Here is a 23,984-nt window from a genome sequence, read left to right as displayed (position 1 = left end):
GGGGCGGGACGACGATGTCCCATCCCGCATCATTCATGTGTGATACATACCGATAGCCGGGCGGCTGCCGCTCCATGCCGCCTATTCGTTCGCCTTGCCGCCGTCGGTGTCGTCGTCGCCGTTACCGGCATCCCCGGTGCCGTTGTCGGGGGAGCTCCCGCCGCCATCAGCGGAACCGTCTTCGCCGTCAAGCAGTTTGCTGAGCTCGGCGTCCCAATCGATGGGGCCGTTCGGATCGGTCGGCGCATCACCGAGCCCGGTATCATCCGTCCCGGCGTCATCCGATCCGCCGTCACCTGAGGTCTCGCTGACGCCGTCAACGGTCTCGGGCTCAACGTTGGTCTCCACGTCGGTCTCGTCGGCGGCGTGATCGTCGGATTGCGATCGCCCGTCACTATTGTCGGTACCGTCCCCGTTGCCGGCGACGCCCTGTGCGGTGAGCTCCTCGATATTCCAATCCGAGGCGGAGCCGCCGGTCTTGGATTCGGATCCGGTGACTGCGGCGAATCCGGCGGAATCAGCGCTGGTTGCGGCGTTATCGTCGGGCAACGTCGGCAGCAGATCGGGGTGGCCCCACTTCGCGTCACGGGCCTGCGGCCCTTCGGCGGCGCCGATCCGCTCCCAGATCGCGGCCGCCTCGCGCATGCGACGGGGCCGCAGCTCGAGTCCGAGCAGCGATTCGAAGGTTCGCTCGGCCGGTCCGCCGATGGCCCGCTCGCGGCGCATCATCTCGCGCAGCTGCTCGAGATGGGGGATATGGGCCATGCCGGCACGCCATGTCACGCAGTCGACCCAGCCTTCGACCAGGGCCAGCAGCGTTTCCAGCGACGTCTTCGCCTCCCGCTGTTCCGGCGTATCGGTCAGACCGACCTTCGTGAGGTTGACCGCGCCGGAAATCGACTCGGGATCCATCGACGACGCCTCGCGCAGCTGCTCCTCCATGGCATCCAGATCGATATTGACGCCACGGGCGTACTTGCCGATCAGCGCTTCGAACCGCGGCATCAGCCACGGTACCGAGGCGAACAGGCGCGCGTGCGCCATCTCGCGCAGCGCGAGGAACGACATCACCTCATTGACGGGCAACTTCAGCGACACGGCGTATTCCTCGACGTTCTGCGCGATCAGTCCGCCAGCCGGATTCGGCAGCAGCGCGATGCCCTGATCAAAGCTGCCGTGCACCTCGTGCGACAGATCGCCGGCGGCGTGACCCAACTGCATCGCGAACGACGTGTTGCCCAGCAGCTTCATCAGCTGGCCGGGATCCTTCATGCCGTCGGGGATGGGGATCGGCACGGGTCCGGCGAACATGCCGGCGACCTCACCGCCGAACGATCCGCCCAGCCGGTCGGTGATCACCGATGCCAGGGCGTTGTTCATCGACGCTGCGACCGGCGCGGCGAATTTGGCCCATGCGTCGATCGTGTCCTCGACCCATCCGGCGCGGGTCATCACCTGCGGCTTGCCTCCGGTCGGATTCATCTCGCACGCGGTGTCCAGCCACAGATTCGCCTCGCTCATCGCACGCCGGGCGGCCGCGCCGGTCTCCGCGCTCACGGTGGACTCCGCGCCGGCGCTGTTGGCCTGCTGCAACGCCAGGGATTTCGCGAGCTTCACATTGATCGGCCCATCCTCGACCGTGCGCTGCATGTCGCTCATCGAGTTCAGCCCGCCGGCCGTGAACGCCTGCATCAGCGACTGCACTTCGGCCGGCTTGGGGAGCTTGGATGGATCCTGGCTCATAAGCTGATCGCGGATCTCTTCGGGCAGGTCGCTGAGCTGGCGGAAGGCCATCTCCCCCTGAATCGGGCCGAAGCACTCGATCAGCCACTGGTGGATTGCGTTCTCGTCCATAGTCCGTTCCCCGCTTCATGTGTTAACGTCGGTTGGTTCCATAGTATTGGAGGTATGCCGATAATGCACTCGAAACGCCAGTCTCATGCCAAAAGCGGAAGCATATTGCACAATATGCCCGCATATCCCGGAAGCCGGTCCGCCGAGGACGCGTCTTCCGACGCCGCATCCGAGGATTCTACCGGCGTGGCGTCCGAGGAGACCTCCGCCGCGGTGCGCTCGGGGACCCGCCGCGGTTTGCGCGCCGCTTTGCGCCATGCGGCCGCATATCTGGGCATTCGGGCGCCGAAGACGCCGAAACATCTCGTCGGCGGACTGGCCGTGCTGCTGTCGGTGGTGGTGCTGTGCCTGCCGAGCGCGTACAGCGTGGAGAGCCCCGGGCCGACCGCGAATGTGCTCGGCAAGGACTCCGGCAAGGAGATCATCACCGTCAAGGGCGCCAAGACCTATGACGGCAAGGGAGAGCTGCGGCTGGTCACGGTCAACGCGTCGGGCGTGCCCGGCTATCCGGTCACCAATGCCGAGACGCTGTGGGCGTGGATCAATCCGAATGCCACGGTGATGCCGGTCGAAGCCGTGGTCCCGGTGGGGCAGACCGCCGAGGAATACCAGCAGGAAAGCGAAAAGGAGATGTCCTCATCGCAGGACTCCGCCACATCGGCCGCGCTGTCCTACGCGAGCAAACAGCTCGGCATCGACACCGATGGCGTGAGCGTGACGATGCACGTCGACGATATCGGCGGCCCCTCGGCCGGCATGATGTACGCGCTCGGCCTGATCGACAAGCTGACCCCAGCCGACGAGACCGGCGGCAAGATCATCGCCGGCACCGGCACCATGGCGAAGGACGGGAAGGTCGGGGCCATCGGCGGCATCCGCCTGAAGATGCTCGGCGCGAAGCGCGACGGCGCCACATGGTTCCTGGCGCCTGAATCGAATTGCGACGAAGTGGTCGGTCATGTGCCGGAGGGGCTGCGTGATGTGAAGGTGTCGACGTTGGATGAGGCGTATCAGGCGCTGGTCGCGATCGGCGAAGGCAAGGGAGACGCCCTTCCGCAGTGCAGCGCCGACTAGTGTGAACCGTTGGAATCCCGCCGCATTGCGGCTGTGGGCGATGAGGGACTCGAACCCCCGACGTCCACCGTGTAAAGGTGGCGCTCTAACCAACTGAGCTAATCGCCCGCATCGCACTACTGTAGCGCATACCGGGGTCTCGGCGCGACACGGATGCGGGAGGGGCGGGTCCGCGGCCTGCCCGAGCGCGCCGCGAATGCCCGGTGAGGGCCGATGCCGCCGCATGGATGCGCCGCGTACGCCGCATCGCGCGGCGGTCGGCCCGTGCTGCCGATCCACGGCGGCGGGCCCGCAACGGCCGATCCGCGACACTGGAATTTCCGTGGCGATTCGGCGATACGCGAGCGTCCGTCGTAAGCGCAACGTAAAGTTGAGCCGTTGGTACTATCCGTAGGAGGTCGATAGCCGATGTCGCAGGAACCTGGAGTCGAACGGGGCGGGGCGTCCATCGCTCGTGCATCCAAGCGCAAATGGGGATACGATGCCGATCAGGTCGATGCGTTTCTCGAGCGCGCGCACGCATTGTACGAGAGCGATGAGGCGACGCTGACGCAGCGCGACATTCAGAACGTGTCGTTCGATCTGGCCAAGGGCGGATACGACATCGTCCAGGTCGATGCCGCGTTGTCGCGGTTGGAGCGTGCGGTCGTCGACAAGCAGACCACGCGCCAGATCGGCGAGCACGGCAGGGTCGCATGGAAGGCGCAGACGGAGGACCTCTACCGTCAGCTCGCGTCCCACGCCTCGCGCGTGCATGGCGAACGGTTCAACCGGGGGCAGAAGAAGCGCCCCTCCTATGATCTCAAGCAGGTGGATCGCCTGATCGACGATGTCATCGACAAATCCGCGGCCGAATTGGGCGTCGACGGCACCTCCGACCAGCTGCCGAAGAAGCCGCAGGAGCTGAAATCGTCCGACGTGAGCAATGCGGTGTTCACGCAGCGCAAGGGCAAGCGCGGCTATGACGAGCGGCAGGTCGATTTCTTCCTCAATTCGTGCGTGCAGTTGCTCAGCCGGCTCGAGTCGTACGCGCGCGTCGCCGACTACGTGCAGTCGGAGGGCGAGAACGCCGCCCCGATTGCGTCCAAGGCCGCCGTGTCCGGTGGCGCTTCATCCGCCGGGACCCCGGGCGTGGCCCCGCTGTTCGCCGCCGACCCGCAGCGCCAGCAGCCCGGCGCCGAAAGAGGCGCGGACGGTTCCCCGTCGTCCGCGTCGGCGGACAATGAATCCTTCGATGCGCTGCATCAGGCGGAGCAGGCCATTTTCACGGCTTCCGCCGCTTCCGCCGCGGCTGCGGCCTCCGCGGCGCCAACGGTCGCGTCCGCCGCGTCGGCCACCCCGCAGCCCGCGTCCGTCGCTCCCTCGTTCGAGCCGTCCGCGACCCGCGACGCCGCTCATTCCGGCTCCGCGCCCGCCAGCTCCGCCGCGCCCGCGAATTCGGTCACGACCGAGCCGGCTGCATCCGACGGCGCCGTGCCCGATTCTTATCGCAGAACGGGTGAGGCGGCTCCGGTGGTCGATTCGTCGCTGGCCCAGCTGGCGCAGATGGCCGAGGCCGTGCAGGCTGCGGCCCAGTCCGAGCCGTCCTCGTTCCAGCCGCGTGTTCCGGAACTGTCAACGCCGAGCGTCGACGAGGTTCCCGTCCCGGCCGCTCCCGCTCCTTCCGCTCCCGCTCCGGCTGCCCCCCAGGCTTCGCAGGCTCCGGCGCCGCGGCCGCCGCATGCGGGCGCATCCGGTGCCGATGCCGCCGCATCGCCGGCCCCCGCTCCGGCCGGGGCCACTCAGGCCATGGAGATGCCGGCATCGTTCGCTCCGGCCGTCAAGCCCGAACACATGGCGACGACCCGCACCGCGTCGAGCGCCGCGTTCGGCGGCGCCGCGCGCCCGGCCGACGATCGCGACGCCTTCGTCTCCGATGCGCGCAACGCCGTTCCGGTGCCGTCCGCCCCCGCTCCTGCGTCGTCCGCAGCGTCGTTCCCCGTTTCCCCGGTTCCCGCGCCGGCGCCGGTCTCCGGCGCAGACGATCAGGCCGCCTCGCAGCCCAAGCCCGCGGATACGGGCACGTCGGGCCAGCAGGACAAGCAGGACAAGGACCAGTCCGGTCACGACATGTTCCCCTCGCTGTTCCCGCAGATGGCCGACAAGGTCAGCGTCGACATCCCCGACCTGTCCTTCCCCTCGTTGTACGGCAACGATGACGCGTCGAAGAAGCATGCGCAGTGAATAGACAGTCCACCGTCATCATCCTCGGTTCCACCGGATCCATCGGCACGCAGGGACTGGACGTCATCGCACGTCATCCCGAGCGGTTCACGGTGACCGGCCTTGCGGCGGGCGGCGCGCATGTCGGGCTGCTCGCCGAGCAGGCGGCGCGGTTCCGCGTGCCGCAGGTCGCGGTCTACGACGCCGCGGCCGCTACGCCGCTGCGCGAGGCTCTGGACGCTGCCGGCGCGCGCAATACCACGGTGCAGGCCGGTCCGGAAGCCGTCATCGCGATGGCCGGTGCCGGCGCCGATGTGGTGCTCAACGGCATCACCGGCTCGATCGGGCTGGAACCGTCCATCGCGGCGCTTCAGGCCGATTCACAGCTGGCGTTGGCCAACAAGGAGTCCGTGGTGGCCGGCGGCCATCTGCTGTTCGACGCGCAGACCCGCGACAATCAGATCAATCCGGTCGATTCCGAGCATTCCGCGATCTGGCAGTCCCTGCGCTCCGGCACGCACGGTGAGGTCAGCAAGCTGATCGTCACCGCGTCGGGAGGCCCGTTCCGAGGATGGACGCGCGACCGGATGCGCGATATCACGCCGGAGCAGGCCCTGAACCACCCGACTTGGCATATGGGCCCGGTGGTCACGATCAATTCGTCCACGCTGATGAACAAGGGCCTTGAGGTGATCGAGGCGAGCCGCCTGTTCGACGTGCCGCCCGACCGCATCGACGTGACCGTGCACCCGCAGTCCATCGTGCATTCCATGGTCGAATTCGTCGACGGCGCCACGATCTGCCAGGCGTCCCCGCCCGACATGCGCCTGCCGATCGCGCTCGGCCTGTCCGCGCCCGATCGCCTCGGCGACGTGGCTGCGGCATGCGATTGGACCCAAGCCGCGACATGGACGTTCGAGCCGTTGGACGACGAGGCGTTTCCCGCCGTCAGCCTGGCCCGGCACTGCCTCGCCGCGTCCGAAAAGCATACGGCCGTGCTCAACGCGGCCAACGAGCAGGCCGTGCACGCGTTCCTCGACCGGCGCCTGCCGTACCTCGGCATCGTCGACACCGTCAAGGCGGTGCTCGACGAGATGGACGCCGAGCTGCGCGGCGATCCGCTCTTCCGATCCGTGGAGGAAATGAGTCAAGTCGAGCAGGAGGCCCGTCGCCGCGCGGATGATTTGATAAACAAACAGATGTGAGTCAATTTCAGGAGAGCAAAGACGAAAGCATGAGCCCGTTGCACGACGACACGACGCAGCCTGCGACCCCAGCCGCCGACAAGCCGTTCCGCAAGACGGGGGCGGTCGCCACCAGCGAGAGCCCGTTGCACCCGCGGCGCAAGTCGCGCCGCATCATGGTCGGCCCGGTGCCGGTCGGCGGGGGAGCCCCGATTTCGGTGCAGTCGATGACCAACACGCTGACCGCGAACGTCCCGGCGACGCTGCAGCAGATCGCCGAGCTGACCGCCGCCGGCTGCGACATCGTGCGCGTTGCCGTGCCGAGTCAGGACGATGCCGACGCACTGCCCGAAATCGTGGCCAAGTCGCCGATCCCGATCATCGCCGACATCCACTTCCAGTCGAAGTACGTGTTCCAGGCGATCGATGCCGGCTGCGCGGCCGTGCGCGTCAACCCCGGCAACATCCGCAAGTTCGACGAGGTCGGCCCCTCGATCTGCAAGGCCGCCACCGATGCGGGCATCTCGCTGCGCATCGGCGTCAACGCCGGTTCGCTCGACAAGGAGCTGTACGCGAAGTACGGCGGCCCGACGCCCGAGGCGCTGGTCGCCTCCGCGATGAAGGAAGCCCACATGTTCGAGGACGTCGGCTTCCACGATTTCAAGATCTCCGTCAAGCACCACGACGTGATCACCATGGTCGAGACCTATCGTCTGCTCGCCTCGAAGGGCGACTGGCCGCTGCACCTGGGCGTCACCGAGGCCGGCCCGGCCTGGCAGGGCACGATCAAGTCGTGCCTCGCGTTCGGCGCCCTGCTCGCCGAGGGCATCGGCGATACGATCCGCGTGTCCCTGTCCGCGCCCCCCGTCGAGGAGGTGAAGGTCGGCTGCAAGCTGCTCGAATACATGGGCCTGCGCCAGCGCAAGTTCGACATCATCTCCTGCCCGAGCTGCGGGCGCGCGCAGGTCGACGTGATCCAGCTGGCCACCGCCGTGACCGAGGGCCTGAAGAACGTGACCGCGCCGATCCGCGTGGCGGTCATGGGCTGCATCGTCAACGGTCCGGGCGAGGCTCGCGAGGCCGATCTCGGCGTCGCGTCGGGCAACGGCAAGGGCCAGATCTTCATCAAGGGCAAGGTCGTCGAGACCGTGCCGGAGGACCGGATCGTGGAGACGCTGCTCACCCGCGCCAACGATATGGCCGCGCAGATGGAGGCCAACGGCGAGATCCCGGTCAACGCCACCGGGCCGGTCGTCATCCCGGTCCAGCATCCCGGCCGCTGAGGTTTGCCGTGACGTGGAGCCGGGCCCGTCGTCTGACGGTTCGTCTGCCGATCTTCATCATCATGATCGGCGTGCTGGTGTTCGTGTCGAACGCGACCACCGTGCCATGGAACAACGAGCCGACCGGGCAGACCATAGCCGCGTTGAGCTCGGACACCGCCGTCACCTTCGACAACCCGGACGGGGTGGCGTTGCACCATGTCGGCGACTACCGGGTCGTGGAATCGTTGGTATGGATCGAGGCAAAGCGCGCCTCCACCGGCGAAACGCAGCGGATTCGCGTGCTGATCCGCCAGCCGCGCGATACCGCCTCGGCGGGTGGCGGAACGCATCCCGGCGTCGTGTTCATGCACGGCGCCGGCCATGGCGGCAGCCCCGATGACTCGTTCAACGACGTTGCCACGGCCATGGCGTCGGCCGGATTCGTCACCGCCGTCATCGACAAGCCGATATGGTCCACCAACGACATCACCCGCGACTATCCGGCATCCGCGGACGCCTACGATCAGGTCATCGACTATCTGCGGGGCCTGGGCGCCGTCGACCCCGCGCAGGTCGGCGTGTACGCGACCTCCGAATCGACGTGGATCACCCCGTATCTGCTCGAGCGCGATCCGGATGTGGCTTTCCAGATACTGCTCAGCCCCATGGTCTACTCGCCACGGCAGGCCTTGGGATTCTTCGTGTCGCAGGATTTCGCGCTGGTCGGCGCCAACGATGGCTACCAGTCGATCGTGCGCCGCGTGTTCAGCGCCGATGCGGCGCTGTTCGGGCTGACGAATCTCGATCTGGATGCCATGCGCCCGCAATCCTATGCGATTCCCACATACGTCGCCTACGGGTCCAAGGACGTGATGACCGCGCAGGTCGAAGGCGTCGAGACGATACTCGACATGGCGCATCGCGCGGGCAACTGGGACGTGACGGTCCGCAGCTATCCGGTCGCCAACCATGTGCTGCGGATGGGGCACGACGAGGAGGTCGGCACGCCGTTCGCCGATGCGTACGTCGAGGATCTGACCGATTGGGCCGCCGGCACCGTCGCGGGCCTGCACCAGACCAGCGAACGCGTCGCCGGCGACGCGCTGTACCAATCGATAGCGGTGCCGACGGACCTGCATCCGCGCCGCGTCCTGACCGTATACGGCGTGATCCTGCACTGTTCCACGGTGGTGACGCTGCTGGCCGCCCTGGCTGTGTCGCTCGTCGCGTTGGCGCGCGGCGTGCGATGCCGGCTGCGGCGGTGGCGTCGCAGGGCCGATGGCGGCGGTGGGGATGGCGATGCTGGCCGACGCCCGACGGTGCTCGGATTCGAATACGGGTTCGGCGGTGCGCTGCTGACGCTGACCCTGACCACATTGGGCACGACGGTGCTGTTCGTGGCGGGCCTCGGACAGGTGATCATGGGCGTCGTGCAGCTGGCGTGGGGGAGCGCGCCGGATGAGCACCCCGGCATCATGCAGTGGAGCTGGCCCGTCATCCAGATGGTGTGCACGATCGTGGTATGGGCGTGGAGCGGCGTGCTGACCCGGTTGCTGGATGTGGCGCAGAGCCGGGGCATCATACGGTTCCCGCCGCGCAAGGGCTCCATCCGCGCCCTGGTGACCGGCAAGGCTCCGGTGCTCGCGTCCACGCGGCTTGGGCGGGTGCTGTTCTGGCTCACCGCCGCGGCGATGCTGCACATTCTGCTGGTATTCGCATTCTGGGGATTGTTCGTGTACTGAGACGTACTGAGGAGCGTACTGGGAGGTGCTTCATGCCGCTGTACCGTGACGAAGGCGTGGTGCTGCGAACGGCGAAGCTGGGCGAGGCCGACCGCATCATCACCATGCTCACCCGTGGGCACGGCAAGATCCGGGCGGTGGCCAAGGGGGCGCGGCGGGTCAAATCGCGGTTCGGCGCCCGGCTCGAGCCGTTCATGCGCGTCGATGTGCTCATCGCCACGGGGCGCACGCTCGACGTGGTCTCGCAGGCTGAGTCCATCGCCGCATACGCCGCGCCGATCGCTGTCGATTACGACGCCTACACGGCGGCCAGCGTCGTGGCGGAGACCATCGATCGGCTCGTCGCGGCCGAACACGAGCGGGTGCCGGCCCAGTACCAGCTGCTCATCGGCGCGCTGCATGCGCTGGCCAAGGGGGCGCACCGGCCGCAGGCCATCGGCGATTCGTACGTGATGCGCGCACTGGCGTTGGCGGGATGGGCGCCGAGACTTGGGTCGTGCGTGGTGTGCGGCGAGCCGGTGGAGACGTCGACGGCGATCTACTGCTCGATCGCGGCCGGTGGCGTGATGTGCGCGGCCGACCGTACGCCGGAGGCGCGCAAATACGATCCGGCGACCATACGCCAGTTCGCGGCGTTGGTCCGGGGCGACTGGGGCGTGCTGGACGCCGAGGCGCTGACCGGCGAGACGCGCCGCTTGGTGGAGGAGTGGAGTGAGTACTACATGGAGCGGCCGATTCGTTCACTGCGCTTGCTAGATTAGCGGTTATGGCTTTTGAGAACGTCGACTACACGTCGCTGAGCATCCCGGCGGCTCCCTTTTCGGATCCTTCGATCATCCCCGACTTTCCGAAGAACAAAGTGCCTCGCCACGTCGGGGTCATCATGGACGGCAACGGGCGCTGGGCCCAGCAGCGCGGGCTGATCCGCACGCAGGGGCATCAGGCGGCCGAACCCGTCGTGTTCGACACCATCGCCGGCGCGATCGAGGCCGGCGTGCGCTACCTGAGCCTGTACACCTTCTCGACCGAGAACTGGAAGCGCAGCCCCCAGGAGGTGCGTTTCCTCATGGGATTCTCGCGTGAGATCATCCACCGCCGCGTGGCGCAGATGGACGATTGGGGCGTGCGCGTGCGCTGGTCCGGGCGCCGGCCGAAGCTGTGGAAATCGGTGATCGACGAGCTTGAGGTGGCGATGGAGCGCACCAAGCACAACCGGACCATCGATGTGGTGTTCTGCATCAACTACGGCGGTCGAGCCGAAATCGCCGACGCCTGCGCGGCGATCGCGCGCGAGGTGCGTGACGGGCGCATCTCCGGCGACCGCGTCACCGAAAAGATGATCTCCGACCACCTGTACAACCCGGATATTCCCGACTGCGATCTGGTGATCCGCACCTCGGGCGAGCAGCGTACCTCGAATTTCCTGCCGTGGGAGGCCGCCTACGCCGAGCTCGATTTCGTTCCCGAGCTGTTCCCCGACTGCGGGCGCGAGGTGCTGTGGCGCTCCATCGACCACTACATCCACCGCGACCGTCGTTTCGGCGGCGTGAAGAAGTAGGGACGGAAGCAGGTTTGCGGTGCTCGGCGGGTGCGGCCAACGGTGGCCGCACCCGCCGGCTTTTTCGCATGCCCAAAAACCCGTTCTGCTTGTTGGCATGCCGGAACACCCGAAATAGAGCCCGATTTCGGGTGTTCCGGCATGCCAACAAGCAGAACGCCTGTTTCGGCATGTCAAAACCGGTGGCAGCGGGCCTGTTTTCATTATGTGGACGCCTTGGGAGATGCCCGGCAGCGGGATCCCCTCCGGTCCGAACGGGTTTGCTCCCTGACGCCATACTCCGTAAAAACTTCGGCATAACAACGGTTTCGGCTAAAAATCCATGGCATAACGGAGAAAACGACGAAGGGAATGTTAATAATGACGCATGTCGTAGCGCGCTCGTAACACAAATGACGACTCCGGTACACATGCGATTCCCTAACCTCGGTTCCATCAGGATTCAATACCGAGGAAAGGTGACTGATGGTCAACGGAATTCGCAAGGCGGCGTTCGCATGTGAGAAGTATGTGTCCGGCAAGAGCATGGACGATGTGATGCGCGACTATGGGCTGAGCAGCGTCGTCAAGCTCGGGTCGAACGAGAACATGTACGGCCCGTACCCGCATGCGCTGGAGGCGATGCGCGACGAGGTGTCGCTGATCAACATCTATCCGGAGCGCAACTACATCAAGCTCAAGGAGCTGCTGGCCGACAAGTTCGGCGTCGCCGATTCGACTTGGGTCAGCCTGGGCCACGGCGCCGGCAACGTGCTCGACAGCATCGCGAAGACGCTGCTCGAGGAGGGCGACGAGGTGCTCGTTCCGGAGCAGTCGTACCGCCTGTACCCCGAGATCTCCAAGATCATGGGGGCGAAGGTCATCGAGGTGCCGCTGAACGACCAATACTCCATCGACCTGCACGACTACGCGAAGCTGCTGACCGACCGGACCAAGATCGTCTGGCTGTGCAATCCGAACAACCCGACCGGCACCGTAGTGCCGATCGACGACTTCGCGTGGTTCGTCGACCAGATGCCCGCCGACTGCTGGCTCGTGGTCGACGAGGCCTACGCCGAGTTTGCCGACGCCGATGTGCTGCCCGATGTGATCGCCGCCGTCAAGTCCGGCAAGCAGGTCATCGACGTGCGCACCTTCTCCAAGTACTACGGACTCGCCGGCGGGCGCATCGGCTACCTGATCGCCGATCCGGAATTCGTCAACTGGTACGACACCGTATCCGAGCCGTTCAACTCCAACCGCACCGGTCTGGCCGGCGCGGTGGCCCTCCTCGAGCAGGATGCGGACGAGTGCCGGCGCTGCCGCGACCTGATGGTGGCCGACCGGGAGCGCATGAACGCCGAGCTGGCGGCGATGGGGTGTACGCCGGTGAAGTCCCACGCGAACTTCGTGTTCTTCGAGATGCCGTACGACGCTTCCCAGGTGGCCGAGCTGCTGCTGCGCCGGGGCGTGATCGTGCGCCCCTGCGGCGGATGGGGGTACCCGAACCACATGCGCGTGAGTATCGGCACCACGGAGCAGAACGACGCGTTCCTGTCTGCCATCCGCGACGTGTTCGCCGAGATGGCGAAGCGGTGACCGGCGGGCAGACGGGAAATCACGGTCTGCGGGCCAACCCGCGGGCCAAAACAAAGGGACGAACCACGAATTCGGTCGCGGGCCAGCCGATGACCCGGACAATGAAGAACAAAGGAAAGATCATGAATCCGACACTGCGCAAGTATCTGAGCCTGATCGTGCTGGGCTTTTCCGGCGGCGCGATCTACTGCCTGCCGTACATCAAGTACGTGTTCTATGATGCGATGCTCGACGTCATGCACATCAGCAACGCCCAATCGGGCTTCCTGCTGTCGATGTATGCGTTCGTGTGCATCTTCCTGTACATTCCCGGCGGCATCCTCGCCGACAAGGTGTCGTCCAAGAAGGCGATCATCCTGTCGCTGCTGGGCACCGCCGCGGTGACGGTGATCTTCATGCTCACCTTCAGCTATCCGGTGGCCCTGGGCGTATGGTTCCTGTTCGCGTTCGGGTCGGGCTTCGTGTTCTGGTCAGCGATCCTCAAGGCGGTGCGCATGATCGGCACCGAGCAGGAGCAGGGCTTCATGTACGGCGTGTACTACGCCGCGAACGGCGCCGGCGGCGCGATCACCAACGCGATCGCGCTGAAGGTGTTCGACGGTTTCGACAATGCGCGTGACGGCATGTTCTGGGCGCTGCTGGTCATGATCGCGGCCATGGTCGTCGCCGCCGGGCTGCTGCAGATGCTGCTGCGCGAGCCCAGCCGCGAGGAGATCGCCGAGACCCCCGACAGCGAGAAGTTCCACTTCGCCGATCTGGGCACCGTGCTCAGGAATCCGGCGATCTGGCTGATCTCCCTGGTGTTCTTCTGCGTGTACGGCGTATACAGCTGCGCGTCCTTCTTCACGCCGTATCTGACCGACGTGATCGGCTTCGACACGACGACCGCCGGCTACCTGCAGATCGTGCGCTCCTATGTGGTGATGCTCGTCGCGGCGCCGCTCGGCGGATTCATCGCCGACCGCCTGTGCAAGTCCACGCTCAAGTGGTTCGCCATCGGCGGCACCGTGCTGGGCCTGTCGATCCTCGCCGTCATCTTGGTCGGCCCCGGCGCCAGCGGCTGGCTGGTCGCGATGCTGACGCTCATCCCCGGCCTGTTCTCCATGTGCCTGTACGGCGTGATGTTCTCCTCCATGCACGAGATCGACATCCCCGTCAAGGTCGGCGGCACCGCCATCGGCATCGCGTCGATCGTCGGCTATCTGCCCGACGTGATCCTCCAGCCGTTCTTCGGCGGTCTGATCGACGCGAAGGGCAACGGCGGCTACACGGAGATCTTCTGGTTCCTCACCGCGTTCTGCGTGGTCACCGTGGTCATCAGCTACGGTCTGTACCGCAATTTCGCCCGCCGCCATGCGCCGGCCGCCGCGAAGTCGGCCGAGGCCGCGGCCTGACCGGTCCGGCGGAACGCCACGGTTCGGTTCGTCGGGTCACGGCAGCGCGCCGAGGCCCGACGGACTGATCGCAATATCACTTGAGCCAACAGCAAAGGACGTCGATATCATGGGCTCCATATACCCGCAGTTGCTGGATGCCGTCGCGGCGTTGCGCGACGACGCGTTCACGGTCACGCAGTACCTGACCGCGCATCCCGAGGTCGGTGGCCGGGAACGGGAATCCAGCCGGTTCGTGACCGAATTCCTCGAACGGCACGGCTACACCGTCGAACGGAACTACATGGATTACCCGTATGCGTTCCGGGCTTACCGAACGGATGACGGTCGGCCCCGCGCGGCCCTGATGTGCGAATACGACGCGCTGCCCGACATTGGGCACGGGTGCGGGCATTCGCTCAGCTGCGGCATCAGCGTGCTGGCGGCCATGGCCCTCGACCGGGCCTTCCCCGATTTCCCGTGGCAGATCGAACTCGTCGGCACGCCGGCCGAGGAGACCGAGGGCGCGAAGTGCCAGCTGGTCGCCGACGGCGCCTTCGACCGGTACGATTTCGCGGCGATGTGCCACATGGACCATCTCAATGCTCCGATCATGTGGAACCTGGCCTGCAACGACATGACGATCACCCTGCATGGCAGGACGGCCCACGCCTCGGCTTCGCCGTGGAAGGGCGTCAACGCCATGAACGCGGCCGAGCTGATCATGCACGGCGTGGCCTTGATGCGCAGCAGGTTCAAGCCGTTCATGCAGATCCACGGCATCGTCGAGGAGGGCGGCGGCCTGCCCAACGTCGTGCCCGACAAGGCGGTGCTCAACTACTACACGCGCGCCCTGAACCTGACGGAACTGGCCGAACTGCGCCGCTGGGTGCGCCAGCTGGTGCGCGGCGTGGCCCTCGCCACCGGGGTGACGTACGAGATCACGCAGCAGTACCCGACCTTCGCCGAACTGTACCGCAACCCGATCGAGCTGAAGGCCATCGAGGAAACCTTCGACGACTTGGGGCAGCCCCACGGGCGCTACGAGACGCCGGGAGCCTCGACCGACGCCGGCAACGTCGACATGCTGATCCCCACGATCCATATGGAGATTCGGGCGTCCGACCCGGATACGAGCCTGCACACCGCGGCGTTCGAGTCGTTCATGCACGGGGAGCGGGCCAATCGCACGCTGCTCGACGGCGCGAGCGCATTCGCCACGGTGATCGCGCGGCTGGCCTACGAGGACGGCCTGTTCGCGTCGATACGCCGGGAGCACGACCGGTACCGGGCCGAACAGCACGCCGACCCGCATATCGACACGGGACTGGTCGAAGCCGGCGGACCTGACGGGCCGACATCGTCCCGCGAGGAATAGCCGGTCCTGCCCGGCATGGAACGGCGACCGGGACCCCGTCGGATGACGCCGGTGACGGCGCCGCGCAACCTACACAGCAACAAAAGGATGGATTGATCGTATGACGAAAATCGCAATCTGCGACTACAAGGAACCGCTGAACCGCGACCTCGACCTGGAGCGCGAGTTCTTCCGCAAGGGACTCGGCGACGACACGGAGGTGACCGTATACGAGCACCACGGCGACAACGAGGCGCTGAAGGCCGCGATCCGGGACGCCGATGGCGTGCTCACCTCATATCTGGAATTCCCCGCCGACGTGATCGAAAGCGCGCCGGGGCTCAAGGGCATCTCCATCGAGGCCACCGGATACAACTACGTGGACGCCGCGGCGGCCCAGCGCAACGGCACCGCGGTGAGCGTCATCGGCGAATACTGCACGCAGGAGGTCGCCACGCACACCATGGCGCTGGCGCTCGCCGTGGCGCGCAGCCTCAAGCACTACGACCGTGAGATCGAGGACAAGCACCGTTATGACTGGAATTCGACGCACGGCATGATCAGGCTGGACGACTCCACCATCGGCATCATGGGCCTGGGCAAGATCGGCAAGGCCGTGGCCCGCCGCGCGCAGGGGGTCAACCTCACCGTGATCGCCTATGATCCCTACTGCCCGAAGGAGGCGGCCGAAGCCGTCGGCGTCGAACTGGTGAGCAAGGAGGAGCTGTTCGAGCGCAGCGACATCATCACGCTCAACATGCTGCTCACGCCGGAGAACGAGCACATCCTCGACCGTGAGGCGTTCGCGGCGATGAAGCGGCATCCGGTGATCGTCAACGTGTCTCGCGGCCAGCTCATCGACGAGGCAGCCTTGGCGGACGCCTTGGATTCCGGCCAGGTGTTCGGCGCCGGCCTCGACGTGCTTGAGGACGAATCGGACGAGGGCACGCGCACCTCGCCGCTCGTCGGGCGCGAGAACGTGATCCTGACGCCGCACAGCGCGTTCTACTCGGACAAGGCCCTGTACGAATGCCAGCGCATCGCCTGCGAGAACCTCGTGCACATCCTCAGGGGCGAGGGCGATGCGGTGTTCCGCATGGTCAACGACGTCGACGTAAGCGGTAACGCCCGCTGAATCCCGGAACCGGCAACATCATGACGCAGATCTCCGCGCCCCCGATGATTCGGCTGATGAATGTCAGCAAAGGCTACGGCGGCAAGCAGGTGCTCCACGGTATCGACATGTCGATTGAGCGGGGCGAGTTCGTGGTGCTCGTCGGCCCCTCGGGCGGCGGCAAGACCACGCTGCTCCAGCTGCTGAACAAGATGCTGACCGTGGACGACGGCGAGATCTACATCGACGGGCGCCCCATCAGCCGCATTCCCGGAACCGAGCTGCGCCGGAGCATCGGCTATGTCATCCAGGGCGGCGGCCTGTTCCCGCACATGACGGTCGAATGGAACATCGGCATCATGATGGAGCTGGCCGGCAGGCCGAAATCCGAAGTCCGGGAGCGTGTCGCCGCGATGTTCGACATGGTCGAGCTGGAGCGGTCGCTGCTCGACAGCTATCCGTCGCAGCTGTCCGGCGGCCAGCAGCAGCGGGTCGGCGTGGCACGGGCCTTTGCGACCGATCCCGACATCATCCTGATGGACGAGCCGTTCTCCGCGCTGGACCCGATCACGCGCGCCGACCTGCAGGACCAGTTGGTGGATCTACACCACCGGTACGGCAAGACGATCGTGTTCGTGACCCACGACATGGACGAGGCCGTCAAATGCGCGGATCGCATCTGCGTGATCCAGCATGGCGCGGTTCTCCAGTTCGACACCCCTGCGGAGATCCTGGCCAATCCGGCCAGCGATTTCGTCGCCTCGTTCGTGGGGCGGGCGGAAAGCGTCAGTCGGGCCATCGCGTCCATCGCCGGCCGAGGGGCCGGCGCGGACGGCGGGCGCAAGGAGGCGACGCGATGAATGCGATGACGGGATTGCTGGATGTGCTCATGCAGCGTCATCAGGAACTGTGGCAGCTGTTCGTCGAGCATATGCAGATGACGTCGAGCGCGGTGCTGCTGTCCCTGATCGTCGGCGTGCCGCTCGGCATCGCGATCACCGGCAGCCGGCGCTGCGCCGCGGTGGTGCTGGGGCTGGCGAACATCACCCAGGCCATTCCGAGCCTTGGCCTGCTGGCCGTGCTGGTGCCGATCGTCGGCATCGGCCAGCCGGCCGCGGTGATCATGGTGATCGTCTACGCGCTACTGCCGATCATCAAGAACACCTACGTCGGCATGAACGGCATCGATCCGACGGTGCTGAAGGCCGCCCGGGGCATCGGCATGTCCGACGGACAGATATTGGCCCATATCCGGCTGCCGCTGGCGGTCCCCTACATCATGGGCGGCGTGCGCATCTCCGCGGTGACCGCGGTCGGCACCGTGACCATCGGCGCGTTCGCCGGAGCCGGAGGTCTGGGATGGATGATCAACCTCGGGCTCAACGCCAACGACGTGAACCTAGTGCTGCTGGGCGCCATCCCCGCATGCCTGCTGGCATTGGCGCTCGATTTCGTGCTGGGCGTGGTGGAACGGGCGCTGACGCCCGAAGGCACCAAGCCGGTCGAGAAGATACGCCGGATGGGCCGGCGCGAACGACTGGTCCGGTATACGGCGGCCGGCCTGGCGGCGGTGCTCGTGCTGGTCGCCCCGGCGGCGTCGAGCCTGGCGTCGGTGGTGCACCGCGACGCCAGCGGCACGGTGGTGGTCGGCGGGGAGAACTTCACCGAAGCGCTGATCCTCGGCAATATCTACAGCCAGATGATCCAGCGCCACACCGATCTGACGGTCGACGAAAAATTCAACCTCGATGGCACGCTGGTGACCATGTCGGCGCTGGAGTCGGGCAAAATCGACATGTTCACCGACTACACCGGCGTCATCGCGCCGAACATCCTCAAACTGGGCATGTCCACCGATACCGATGAGGTCTATCGCCAGGTGCACGACGGCATGGCGCAGTCCTATGACGCCAAGGTCTCCAAGCCGATCGGATTCAGCAACACCTATGTGCTGGCCGTCACCAAGCGGACCTCGCGCGAATTGGGCATCACCAGCCTGTCGCAGCTGGTGGCCCACGCCGGCGAGCTGCGTCTCGGGTGCACGACCGCCTTCACGCAGCGCGAGGACCTGCTGCCGAAGATGGAGAAGAATCTGGGCGTGTCCTTCGCGTCGGTCGAGGGGCTGGAGGGCAACATCCGCTATCAGGCGCTCGGATCCGGCAAGGTCGACGTGGTCGACGCGTACGAGACGGACGCCATGCTGGAGAAGATGGACCTGGTGCCGCTCAAGGACGACATCGGCTTCTTCCCGCCCTATCAAGCGGTGTCCATCGCGCGCAAGGCCATCTTGTCCGAACATCCCGAACTTGCGGACGTGCTGTCCAAGCTGGACGGGGCCATCACCACCGATCAGATGCGCGCGATGAACTATCAGGTCGACGTCGGGGGACGCACCCCGCGCGACGTGGCCATCGAATTCCTGAACAAGGAAGGGCTGATCTGAGGTCTTTGCGGCGTCAGGGGCGCATCGCCGCGCGCGCCTGCCGCAGGCATCGGGCGACTGAGGATACGATGGAAGGAACGGCTAAGGAGAGACCTATGGGTGATGAGGCAACGGCGGGGAGCGGCCTGACGGCGAACGACGGGCGCAGGGCCATGCTCGATGCCGGATTCGACGAGGCGGATTCCGTCATCGTCGCCGAACTGAGGCGCGATGGCCGTGCCACGCTGAACGATCTCGCCAAGGCGACGTCGTTGTCGCCGTCGTCGGTGCAGTCGCGTATCCGCAAGCTCGAACGCAGGGGAGTGCTCATCGGCGACCGTGTCCAGATCGACTATCACAAGGCCGGGCTGCCGATATCGGCGTTCGTGTCCGTGCTGCCTCTGGACTATTCCGAGGAGAGCGAGATTCCCGACAGGCTGCGCGAGCTGGAGGGCGTGATGTCCTGCTATTCGGTGGCCGGCGACCCGAGCTATCTGCTGCTGGTGCGCGTGTCCTCGCCCGAGGCGCTGGAGGACCTGCTCGGCGACATCCACCGGGTGGTTCCCGTGTCCACGCGCAGTATGGTGGTGCTGAAAACCTACTATCAGGACCTGTTCTGACGCGTATGGGTGCCTCTGCGGCATATCGATTGCGCATTGCTGAGCGGGCCGGCGGTACTTGAAGTTGCCGGCCCCCGGTTTTTCGCATGCTCAAACACCCGTTCTGCTTATTGGCATGCTGAAATACCCGAAATAGAGCCCGATTTCGGGTGTTTCGGCATGTCAAAAAGCAGAACGCCTGTTTCAGCATGTCAAAACCGAAAGGGCGGGGAAGCGGAACATGCTGTGGCGGGTGTCGCCGGTGTGAGGTGAGTAGACTTTGCATATGTCTGGTCATTATTCGCTCGGTCTGCTGTTCGACGTCGCACAGCAGGAGCGACGCTGCGTCAGGCCGCGTACGGATACCGACATCAGGGCCGTCGCCAGACGCGTGAAAAAGAACGAGATCGTGCGCGTGTACCGGGGATTGTATGCCGTCAGGACGTACTGGGACCAGCTGGATCAGCATGAGCGTACCCGGCATATCGTGCGTTCGTTGGCATTGTGGCATCCGCAGTGGGTCTTCTGCGGCCCGACGGCGGCGGTGATGCATGGACTGGAGTGCTCCTACAGGCTGTCATTGCCGATCTGCATCGTCTCCCGGACGAGATCGCACGGCAGAAACAGCGCCGGCCTGGCGCATTATGTGATTCCCCATCCGGAGACGAGCCGCTGCGGATCGGTACCGGTCACTTCGGTGGGGAGGACGTTGGTGGATTGCGCGGCAAAACTGCCGCTGCGCTATGCACTGGGGCCCATCGATTCGGCGCTGCGGCTGCGGCGAATCACCAGGGATGAGCTGCATATGCATCTTGCTGCCGCTCCTTATCTGACGGGACGGCATAAGGCCGAATACGCATTTTCCGTGGCCGATGGGCGCAGCGAGAACGGAGGGGAGTCCGAAGGCAGGGGAGTGCTGGCCGAGTTGGGATTTCCCGTGCATGATATTCAGGTCGAGTTCCCGTGTCTGAGCAATGCGTATCGGTGCCACCGGGTCGATTATTGGTGGCGGCGTGCCGATGGCACGGTTGTGGTCGGCGAACTGGACGGTGTGCGCAAATACGTGGATCCGAGCATGACTTCCGGGCGGGATATCCGCAACGTCGTGGATGACGAGCGTGACCGACAACGTTGTCTGGAGAGGCAAGGGGCGGACGTGCTTCGGTTTTACTACAGCGACCTCAACGATCTTGGCGCGCTGGCGTATAAGTTGCGTCGGTATCGGGTTCCCGAACGCGGTGGCGCCTGATTTCGCATGCCCAGATGCCCGCTCTGCTTATTGACATGCCGGAATACCCGAAATAGAGCCCGATTTCGGGTATTTCAGCATGCCAACAAGCAGAACGCCTGTTTCGGCATGTCAATATGCGCGAAACAGGCGTCCGGGGGAGGGATGGTTGCTGCTACTCCAGTCCGATGGACTTCAGGTGGTGCACCTTGAGGGAGGTGACCTTGAGCGAGCCGGATTCGGCGACCAGCTTGATCGCGCGCGGGCCTTCGGAGGCGTAGCTGAAGGAGCTCATCGCCTGCTCGCCGCCGTTGACATAGACCTCGACGCAGCCGCGGTCCACGAACACGCGCAGCGTCAGCTCGTCGGTGCGGCTCAGCGGCGCGGTGCGGTAGCCGCGGTCGCCTTGGGCCATGGCCTGGCGGTCGATGACCACGCGGCCGATCTGGTCGTCGTAGGCGACGTACGTGTACGCGCCGTCCTCGGTGGCGTGGATCTTCAGCCCGGCGCGCTCGGCGGTGGAGCCTGCCAGATCGATGGTCATCTCGATCTCGACGGCTTCGGCGTCGTCGCAGATGACCTTGTCGCCATCCATGTCCAGCGTGATCTCGCCGTGGTCGAAGGTGTCCTCGCGCAGGCCCTCGACCTCCTTGACCGGCGCGGTGACCAGATCGCCGTCGTCGCCGAGCGTGATCTCGCGCGGCAGCGTGAGGTTGCCGCACCAGCCGTCGGCCTGCATCGGGATCGGCTCGACGAACGGGCTCATCCAGCCGTACATGATCTGGCGGCCGTCCTCGCCGCCGGCGTTGAACGACTGCGGCGCGTAGAAGTTGTGGCCGCAGTCCCACAGGCGGAACTCGGTTTCCGGCTGGAACCGGCCGCCCGGCTCCCAGGTGCCGATCATGTAGCCGGCGTTGGAGACGTTGCGGTTCATGAAGCCGTTCTTCTTGGCTCCCATCGCGGAGAAGCCGATGACCCACTTCTCGTTGCCGTCCTTGTCGCGGATGGGGAAGAAGTCGGGGCATTCAAGCATGAACACGTCCGGGTCCGGGTGCTCGAACAGCACGGTCTTGAACGTCCACTCGACCATGTCGGGGGAGGTGTACAGCCACATCTGGCCGCGCTTGGCCGCCGAGGAGACGCCGAAGGTCATGTACCAGGTATCGCCGGTCTTCCACACCTTCGGGTCGCGGAAGTGATGGTCGACCTTGTCGGTCGGGCAGTCGATGATCATGCCGCGCTTGGTCTCGTGCGTCAGGTTGTCGTCGTCCGGCTCGGCGAGCATCTGCACCTGCCAGTCGCCGCCGGTGTTGTCGACGCCGTTGGCCCAGCGGTGGCCGGTGTAGTAGAACTTGAGCTTGCCGTCGTCGCCGATCACCGCGGAACCGGAGAACACGCCGTCCTTCTCCTGCTCGAGGCTCGGGGCGAAGGCGACCTTCTCGCGGCGCCAGGCGACCATGTCGGTCGAGGAGACGTGGCCCCAGTGCATCGGTCCCCACTGGGTGCCGTACGGATGCAGCTGGTAAAAGACGTGCCAGCGGCCCTTGTAGAAGCACAGGCCGTTCGGGTCGTTGATCCAGCCGCCGTTCGAGGCGATGTGGAACTTCGGGTACCAGCGGTCGTTGCGCGTCGAGGCGAGTTCGGCGACGCCGGCCTCGGCCTTGGCGAGCTCCTCGTCGTGGTCCTTGATCGGGGTGAGGGTAGGGGTGTAGTCACTCATCGTTGAGTCCTTTCGTTGTCGGTGGTTTCGGTGGTTTCGGATTCTGATGTATGTCCGATGCGGGCCGCCCGTCGGCCGGGATGCCCCGGCCGGGGCGGGGCGCCGCGTTCCGGTGTGGGCCGGACGGCGCCCCGTGGGCGGATCACGCCTTGGCGGCCGCCATCTGCTTGAGCTGCCTGTCGGTGTAGAACGGATCGCCGCCGACTTCCTGATCGTCGCGCTTGATGACGAAGATGCCGTAGATCAGGGCGCACAGCACGATGCCGGAGATGACCCAGAAGGTCACGCGCGAGCCCATGTCGTTGTTCGGCAGCACGCCGGTCATGTAGTCATGGAAGGCGCCCAGCGGGGTGGAGAAGATGATCTGGCCGACCTGGGAGGCGATCTGGAATCCGACCATGTACAGCGTGGCGGACAGCTTGGTGTCGAAGTGCAGGGTGAAGTAGCGGAACGCCGGCAGGCAGAACAGCGGCACCTCGATGGAGTGGAACAGCTTGACGATGGAGACGGTGACCGGGTCGTGGAACACGCCGCACAGGCCGATGCGCAGGAACATGACGGTGGCGCCGAGCAGCAGCGAGTTGCGCACGCCGATCTTCCTCATGATGATCGGGACGACGCCCATCATCGCGGACTCGAGGAAGACCTGGAAGCCGTTGAGCGTGCCGTAGGTGGCGTTGCCGATGGCCTCGGTCGGGAACAGGCCGGCGTAGTAGACCGGGAACCACTGCTGGTCGAACACGGTGTAGAAGGTGTTGGTCAGCAGCATGAAGACGATGAGCACCCACAGGGTCGGCATCTTGAGCACGCCGACCATCTCCTTGAAGGAGGAGTTGGTCTTCTCGGCGTTCGGGTCGGCCTCCTTCCGGAGCTCCTCCTTCTGCTCGGAGGGAACCCAGAAGGCGTAGATGCACAGCATGCCGAGGCCGCACGCGGTGCCGATCCAGAAGTTGATCATCGGGCTGATGTTGAACAGGAACCCGGCGCACAGGGCCACGATCGCGTAACCGAAGGATCCCCAGGCGCGGGACTGGCCGTATTCGAAGTTGAACTTGCGGGAGTAGCGCTCGGTGACGGCCTCGAACAGCGAGCAGGCGGCCATGAATCCGGCCGACAGGACGATGGAGCCGATCAGGGTGCCGATCCAGCGGGTGGTGCCGCCCGCGGAGATCATCGGCGCGTAGACGAACTGGACGAAGGGGCCGACCAGCGCGGCGATCACGGAGACCACGATCACCAGCTTGCGCTTGATGCCGAGCTGGTCCTGGATGACGCCGTAGGCGAACATGATGATCATGGTCGCCGCGGAGTTGATGGAGTAGATGGTGCCGACTTCGGTGCCGCTCAGGCCGAGGGACTCGAGCCAGATGCGGAAGAACGACCACCAGATGCCCCAGGAGCAGAAGAACATGAAGATGCCGAAGGAGCTTTGCAGATAGGAGGGGTTCCTCCATGCCGCGGTTTTTCCTGCTGCCATTGCATACCCTTTTCATTCTCTTGCAGACGCCGCCATGCGCCGCGGTGCTGCTTGCGATTTCTTGATTATCGGGTTCCCCGCCGTGCCGCCGTGCCCTTGTGGGGAATCATGGTTTCAGTATAAAGCGTCAATCGATTTACGTCAATCGATTGATGTCGGCGTGTCGAACGGGTTTTATGCGTGTGTTCGCGGATATGGGGTGCATGGTCGGGTGCGCGGTTTCCCGATGCTTCGGGA

18 protein-coding genes and 1 tRNA gene are annotated in these 23,984 nt (G+C 65.5%); 15 read left to right on the top strand and 4 right to left on the bottom strand.

The window, feature by feature from the left end:
• Nucleotides 1–81: 81 nt before the first annotated feature.
• Nucleotides 82–1,854: a zinc-dependent metalloprotease gene (locus tag BBSC_RS09470; RefSeq protein WP_033517822.1), complete on the bottom strand. Its 1,773-nt coding sequence runs from the start codon at nt 1,852–1,854 to the stop codon at nt 82–84.
• A 114-nt stretch (nt 1,855–1,968) separates the two neighbouring features.
• Here BBSC_RS09470 and BBSC_RS09465 point away from each other — a divergent pair, with 114 nt between their 5' ends.
• Nucleotides 1,969–2,928, top strand: coding sequence for a YlbL family protein (locus BBSC_RS09465; RefSeq protein ID WP_231648966.1), 960 nt, complete (start codon nt 1,969–1,971; stop codon nt 2,926–2,928).
• 34 nt (nt 2,929–2,962) lie between these two features.
• On the opposite strand, the gene BBSC_RS09460 is transcribed toward BBSC_RS09465, so the two are convergent.
• Nucleotides 2,963–3,036 (bottom strand) — tRNA-Val (locus BBSC_RS09460).
• A gap of 300 nt (nt 3,037–3,336) precedes the next feature.
• Between BBSC_RS09460 and BBSC_RS09455 the strand changes: the two genes are divergently transcribed.
• The 14 genes from BBSC_RS09455 to BBSC_RS09390 all read left to right on the top strand — a co-directional run bounded on the left by BBSC_RS09455 (nt 3,337) and on the right by BBSC_RS09390 (nt 20,571).
• Nucleotides 3,337–5,151 carry a DivIVA domain-containing protein gene (locus tag BBSC_RS09455; protein ID WP_033517820.1) on the top strand — a complete coding sequence of 605 codons (1,815 nt, stop codon included), beginning with the start codon at nt 3,337–3,339 and terminating at the stop codon, nt 5,149–5,151.
• Complete coding sequence (dxr, locus tag BBSC_RS09450; protein ID WP_033517818.1) at nt 5,148–6,335, top strand: 1-deoxy-D-xylulose-5-phosphate reductoisomerase; 1,188 nt, start codon at nt 5,148–5,150, stop codon at nt 6,333–6,335. Before BBSC_RS09455 ends, dxr begins: the two co-directional genes overlap by 4 nt.
• Before the next feature lie 29 nt (nt 6,336–6,364).
• Nucleotides 6,365–7,597 carry a flavodoxin-dependent (E)-4-hydroxy-3-methylbut-2-enyl-diphosphate synthase gene (ispG, locus tag BBSC_RS09445; protein ID WP_046726002.1) on the top strand — a complete coding sequence of 411 codons (1,233 nt, stop codon included), beginning with the start codon at nt 6,365–6,367 and terminating at the stop codon, nt 7,595–7,597.
• A gap of 62 nt (nt 7,598–7,659) precedes the next feature.
• Nucleotides 7,660–9,321, top strand: coding sequence for an alpha/beta hydrolase family protein (locus tag BBSC_RS09440; protein ID WP_033517898.1), 1,662 nt, complete (start codon nt 7,660–7,662; stop codon nt 9,319–9,321).
• A 32-nt stretch (nt 9,322–9,353) separates the two neighbouring features.
• Nucleotides 9,354–10,082 carry a DNA repair protein RecO gene (gene recO, locus BBSC_RS09435; RefSeq protein WP_033517817.1) on the top strand — a complete coding sequence of 243 codons (729 nt, stop codon included), beginning with the start codon at nt 9,354–9,356 and terminating at the stop codon, nt 10,080–10,082.
• A gap of 5 nt (nt 10,083–10,087) precedes the next feature.
• Complete coding sequence (locus BBSC_RS09430) at nt 10,088–10,879, top strand: isoprenyl transferase (RefSeq protein ID WP_033517815.1); 792 nt, start codon at nt 10,088–10,090, stop codon at nt 10,877–10,879.
• A 465-nt stretch (nt 10,880–11,344) separates the two neighbouring features.
• Nucleotides 11,345–12,457: a histidinol-phosphate transaminase gene (hisC, locus tag BBSC_RS09425; protein ID WP_033517813.1), complete on the top strand. Its 1,113-nt coding sequence runs from the start codon at nt 11,345–11,347 to the stop codon at nt 12,455–12,457.
• A 122-nt stretch (nt 12,458–12,579) separates the two neighbouring features.
• Entirely contained in the window at nt 12,580–13,851 is a 1,272-nt protein-coding gene (locus BBSC_RS09420; protein ID WP_046726001.1) for an MFS transporter, read from the top strand.
• Between the two features lie 109 nt (nt 13,852–13,960).
• Nucleotides 13,961–15,208 carry an amidohydrolase gene (locus BBSC_RS12875; protein ID WP_051923177.1) on the top strand — a complete coding sequence of 416 codons (1,248 nt, stop codon included), beginning with the start codon at nt 13,961–13,963 and terminating at the stop codon, nt 15,206–15,208.
• Between the two features lie 100 nt (nt 15,209–15,308).
• Nucleotides 15,309–16,322 carry an NAD(P)-dependent oxidoreductase gene (locus BBSC_RS09410; protein WP_033517811.1) on the top strand — a complete coding sequence of 338 codons (1,014 nt, stop codon included), beginning with the start codon at nt 15,309–15,311 and terminating at the stop codon, nt 16,320–16,322.
• 56 nt (nt 16,323–16,378) lie between these two features.
• Nucleotides 16,379–17,161 carry an ABC transporter ATP-binding protein gene (locus BBSC_RS09405; protein ID WP_081892930.1) on the top strand — a complete coding sequence of 261 codons (783 nt, stop codon included), beginning with the start codon at nt 16,379–16,381 and terminating at the stop codon, nt 17,159–17,161.
• Nucleotides 17,158–18,744 carry an ABC transporter permease/substrate-binding protein gene (locus BBSC_RS09400; RefSeq protein ID WP_033517809.1) on the top strand — a complete coding sequence of 529 codons (1,587 nt, stop codon included), beginning with the start codon at nt 17,158–17,160 and terminating at the stop codon, nt 18,742–18,744. The genes BBSC_RS09405 and BBSC_RS09400 overlap by 4 nt, the downstream gene beginning before the upstream one ends.
• Before the next feature lie 152 nt (nt 18,745–18,896).
• On the top strand, nt 18,897–19,343 hold the full coding sequence (locus tag BBSC_RS09395; protein ID WP_033517891.1) for an Lrp/AsnC family transcriptional regulator: 447 nt from the start codon (nt 18,897–18,899) through the stop codon (nt 19,341–19,343).
• A 265-nt stretch (nt 19,344–19,608) separates the two neighbouring features.
• Nucleotides 19,609–20,571, top strand: coding sequence for a CTP synthase (locus BBSC_RS09390; RefSeq protein ID WP_033517807.1), 963 nt, complete (start codon nt 19,609–19,611; stop codon nt 20,569–20,571).
• 154 nt (nt 20,572–20,725) lie between these two features.
• Here the strand turns inward: BBSC_RS09390 and BBSC_RS09385 are convergent, their stop codons facing one another.
• Nucleotides 20,726–22,270, bottom strand: coding sequence for a glycoside hydrolase family 32 protein (locus BBSC_RS09385; RefSeq protein ID WP_033517805.1), 1,545 nt, complete (start codon nt 22,268–22,270; stop codon nt 20,726–20,728).
• Nucleotides 22,271–22,412: 142 nt separating this feature from the next.
• Nucleotides 22,413–23,747, bottom strand: coding sequence for an MFS transporter (locus BBSC_RS09380; protein ID WP_033517802.1), 1,335 nt, complete (start codon nt 23,745–23,747; stop codon nt 22,413–22,415).
• Nucleotides 23,748–23,984: the final 237 nt, after the last annotated feature.

Source organism: Bifidobacterium scardovii JCM 12489 = DSM 13734, from assembly GCF_001042635.1.
GTDB classification, from domain to species: domain Bacteria; phylum Actinomycetota; class Actinomycetes; order Actinomycetales; family Bifidobacteriaceae; genus Bifidobacterium; species Bifidobacterium scardovii.
The sequence above is the reverse complement of the archived record's forward strand: the minus strand, read 5'-3'. Positions and strand labels throughout refer to the sequence as shown.

What these genes read in the sequence shown, in the direction of transcription:
- BBSC_RS09465 (WP_231648966.1), top strand. Translation starts at nt 1,969, where the DNA reads ATGCCCGCATATCCCGGAAGCCGGTCCGCCGAGGACGCGTCTTCCGAC.
- BBSC_RS09420 (WP_046726001.1), top strand. Translation starts at nt 12,580, where the DNA reads ATGAATCCGACACTGCGCAAGTATCTGAGCCTGATCGTGCTGGGCTTT.
- hisC (WP_033517813.1), top strand. Translation starts at nt 11,345, where the DNA reads ATGGTCAACGGAATTCGCAAGGCGGCGTTCGCATGTGAGAAGTATGTG.
- BBSC_RS09440 (WP_033517898.1), top strand. Translation starts at nt 7,660, where the DNA reads ATGATCGGCGTGCTGGTGTTCGTGTCGAACGCGACCACCGTGCCATGG.
- recO (WP_033517817.1), top strand. Translation starts at nt 9,354, where the DNA reads ATGCCGCTGTACCGTGACGAAGGCGTGGTGCTGCGAACGGCGAAGCTG.
- BBSC_RS09385 (WP_033517805.1), bottom strand. Translation starts at nt 22,270, where the DNA reads ATGAGTGACTACACCCCTACCCTCACCCCGATCAAGGACCACGACGAG.
- BBSC_RS09410 (WP_033517811.1), top strand. Translation starts at nt 15,309, where the DNA reads ATGACGAAAATCGCAATCTGCGACTACAAGGAACCGCTGAACCGCGAC.
- BBSC_RS09405 (WP_081892930.1), top strand. Translation starts at nt 16,379, where the DNA reads ATGAATGTCAGCAAAGGCTACGGCGGCAAGCAGGTGCTCCACGGTATC.
- BBSC_RS09395 (WP_033517891.1), top strand. Translation starts at nt 18,897, where the DNA reads ATGCTCGATGCCGGATTCGACGAGGCGGATTCCGTCATCGTCGCCGAA.
- BBSC_RS09400 (WP_033517809.1), top strand. Translation starts at nt 17,158, where the DNA reads ATGAATGCGATGACGGGATTGCTGGATGTGCTCATGCAGCGTCATCAG.
- BBSC_RS09380 (WP_033517802.1), bottom strand. Translation starts at nt 23,747, where the DNA reads ATGGCAGCAGGAAAAACCGCGGCATGGAGGAACCCCTCCTATCTGCAA.
- BBSC_RS09455 (WP_033517820.1), top strand. Translation starts at nt 3,337, where the DNA reads ATGTCGCAGGAACCTGGAGTCGAACGGGGCGGGGCGTCCATCGCTCGT.
- BBSC_RS09430 (WP_033517815.1), top strand. Translation starts at nt 10,088, where the DNA reads ATGGCTTTTGAGAACGTCGACTACACGTCGCTGAGCATCCCGGCGGCT.
- BBSC_RS09390 (WP_033517807.1), top strand. Translation starts at nt 19,609, where the DNA reads ATGTCTGGTCATTATTCGCTCGGTCTGCTGTTCGACGTCGCACAGCAG.
- ispG (WP_046726002.1), top strand. Translation starts at nt 6,365, where the DNA reads ATGAGCCCGTTGCACGACGACACGACGCAGCCTGCGACCCCAGCCGCC.
- BBSC_RS09470 (WP_033517822.1), bottom strand. Translation starts at nt 1,854, where the DNA reads ATGGACGAGAACGCAATCCACCAGTGGCTGATCGAGTGCTTCGGCCCG.
- BBSC_RS12875 (WP_051923177.1), top strand. Translation starts at nt 13,961, where the DNA reads ATGGGCTCCATATACCCGCAGTTGCTGGATGCCGTCGCGGCGTTGCGC.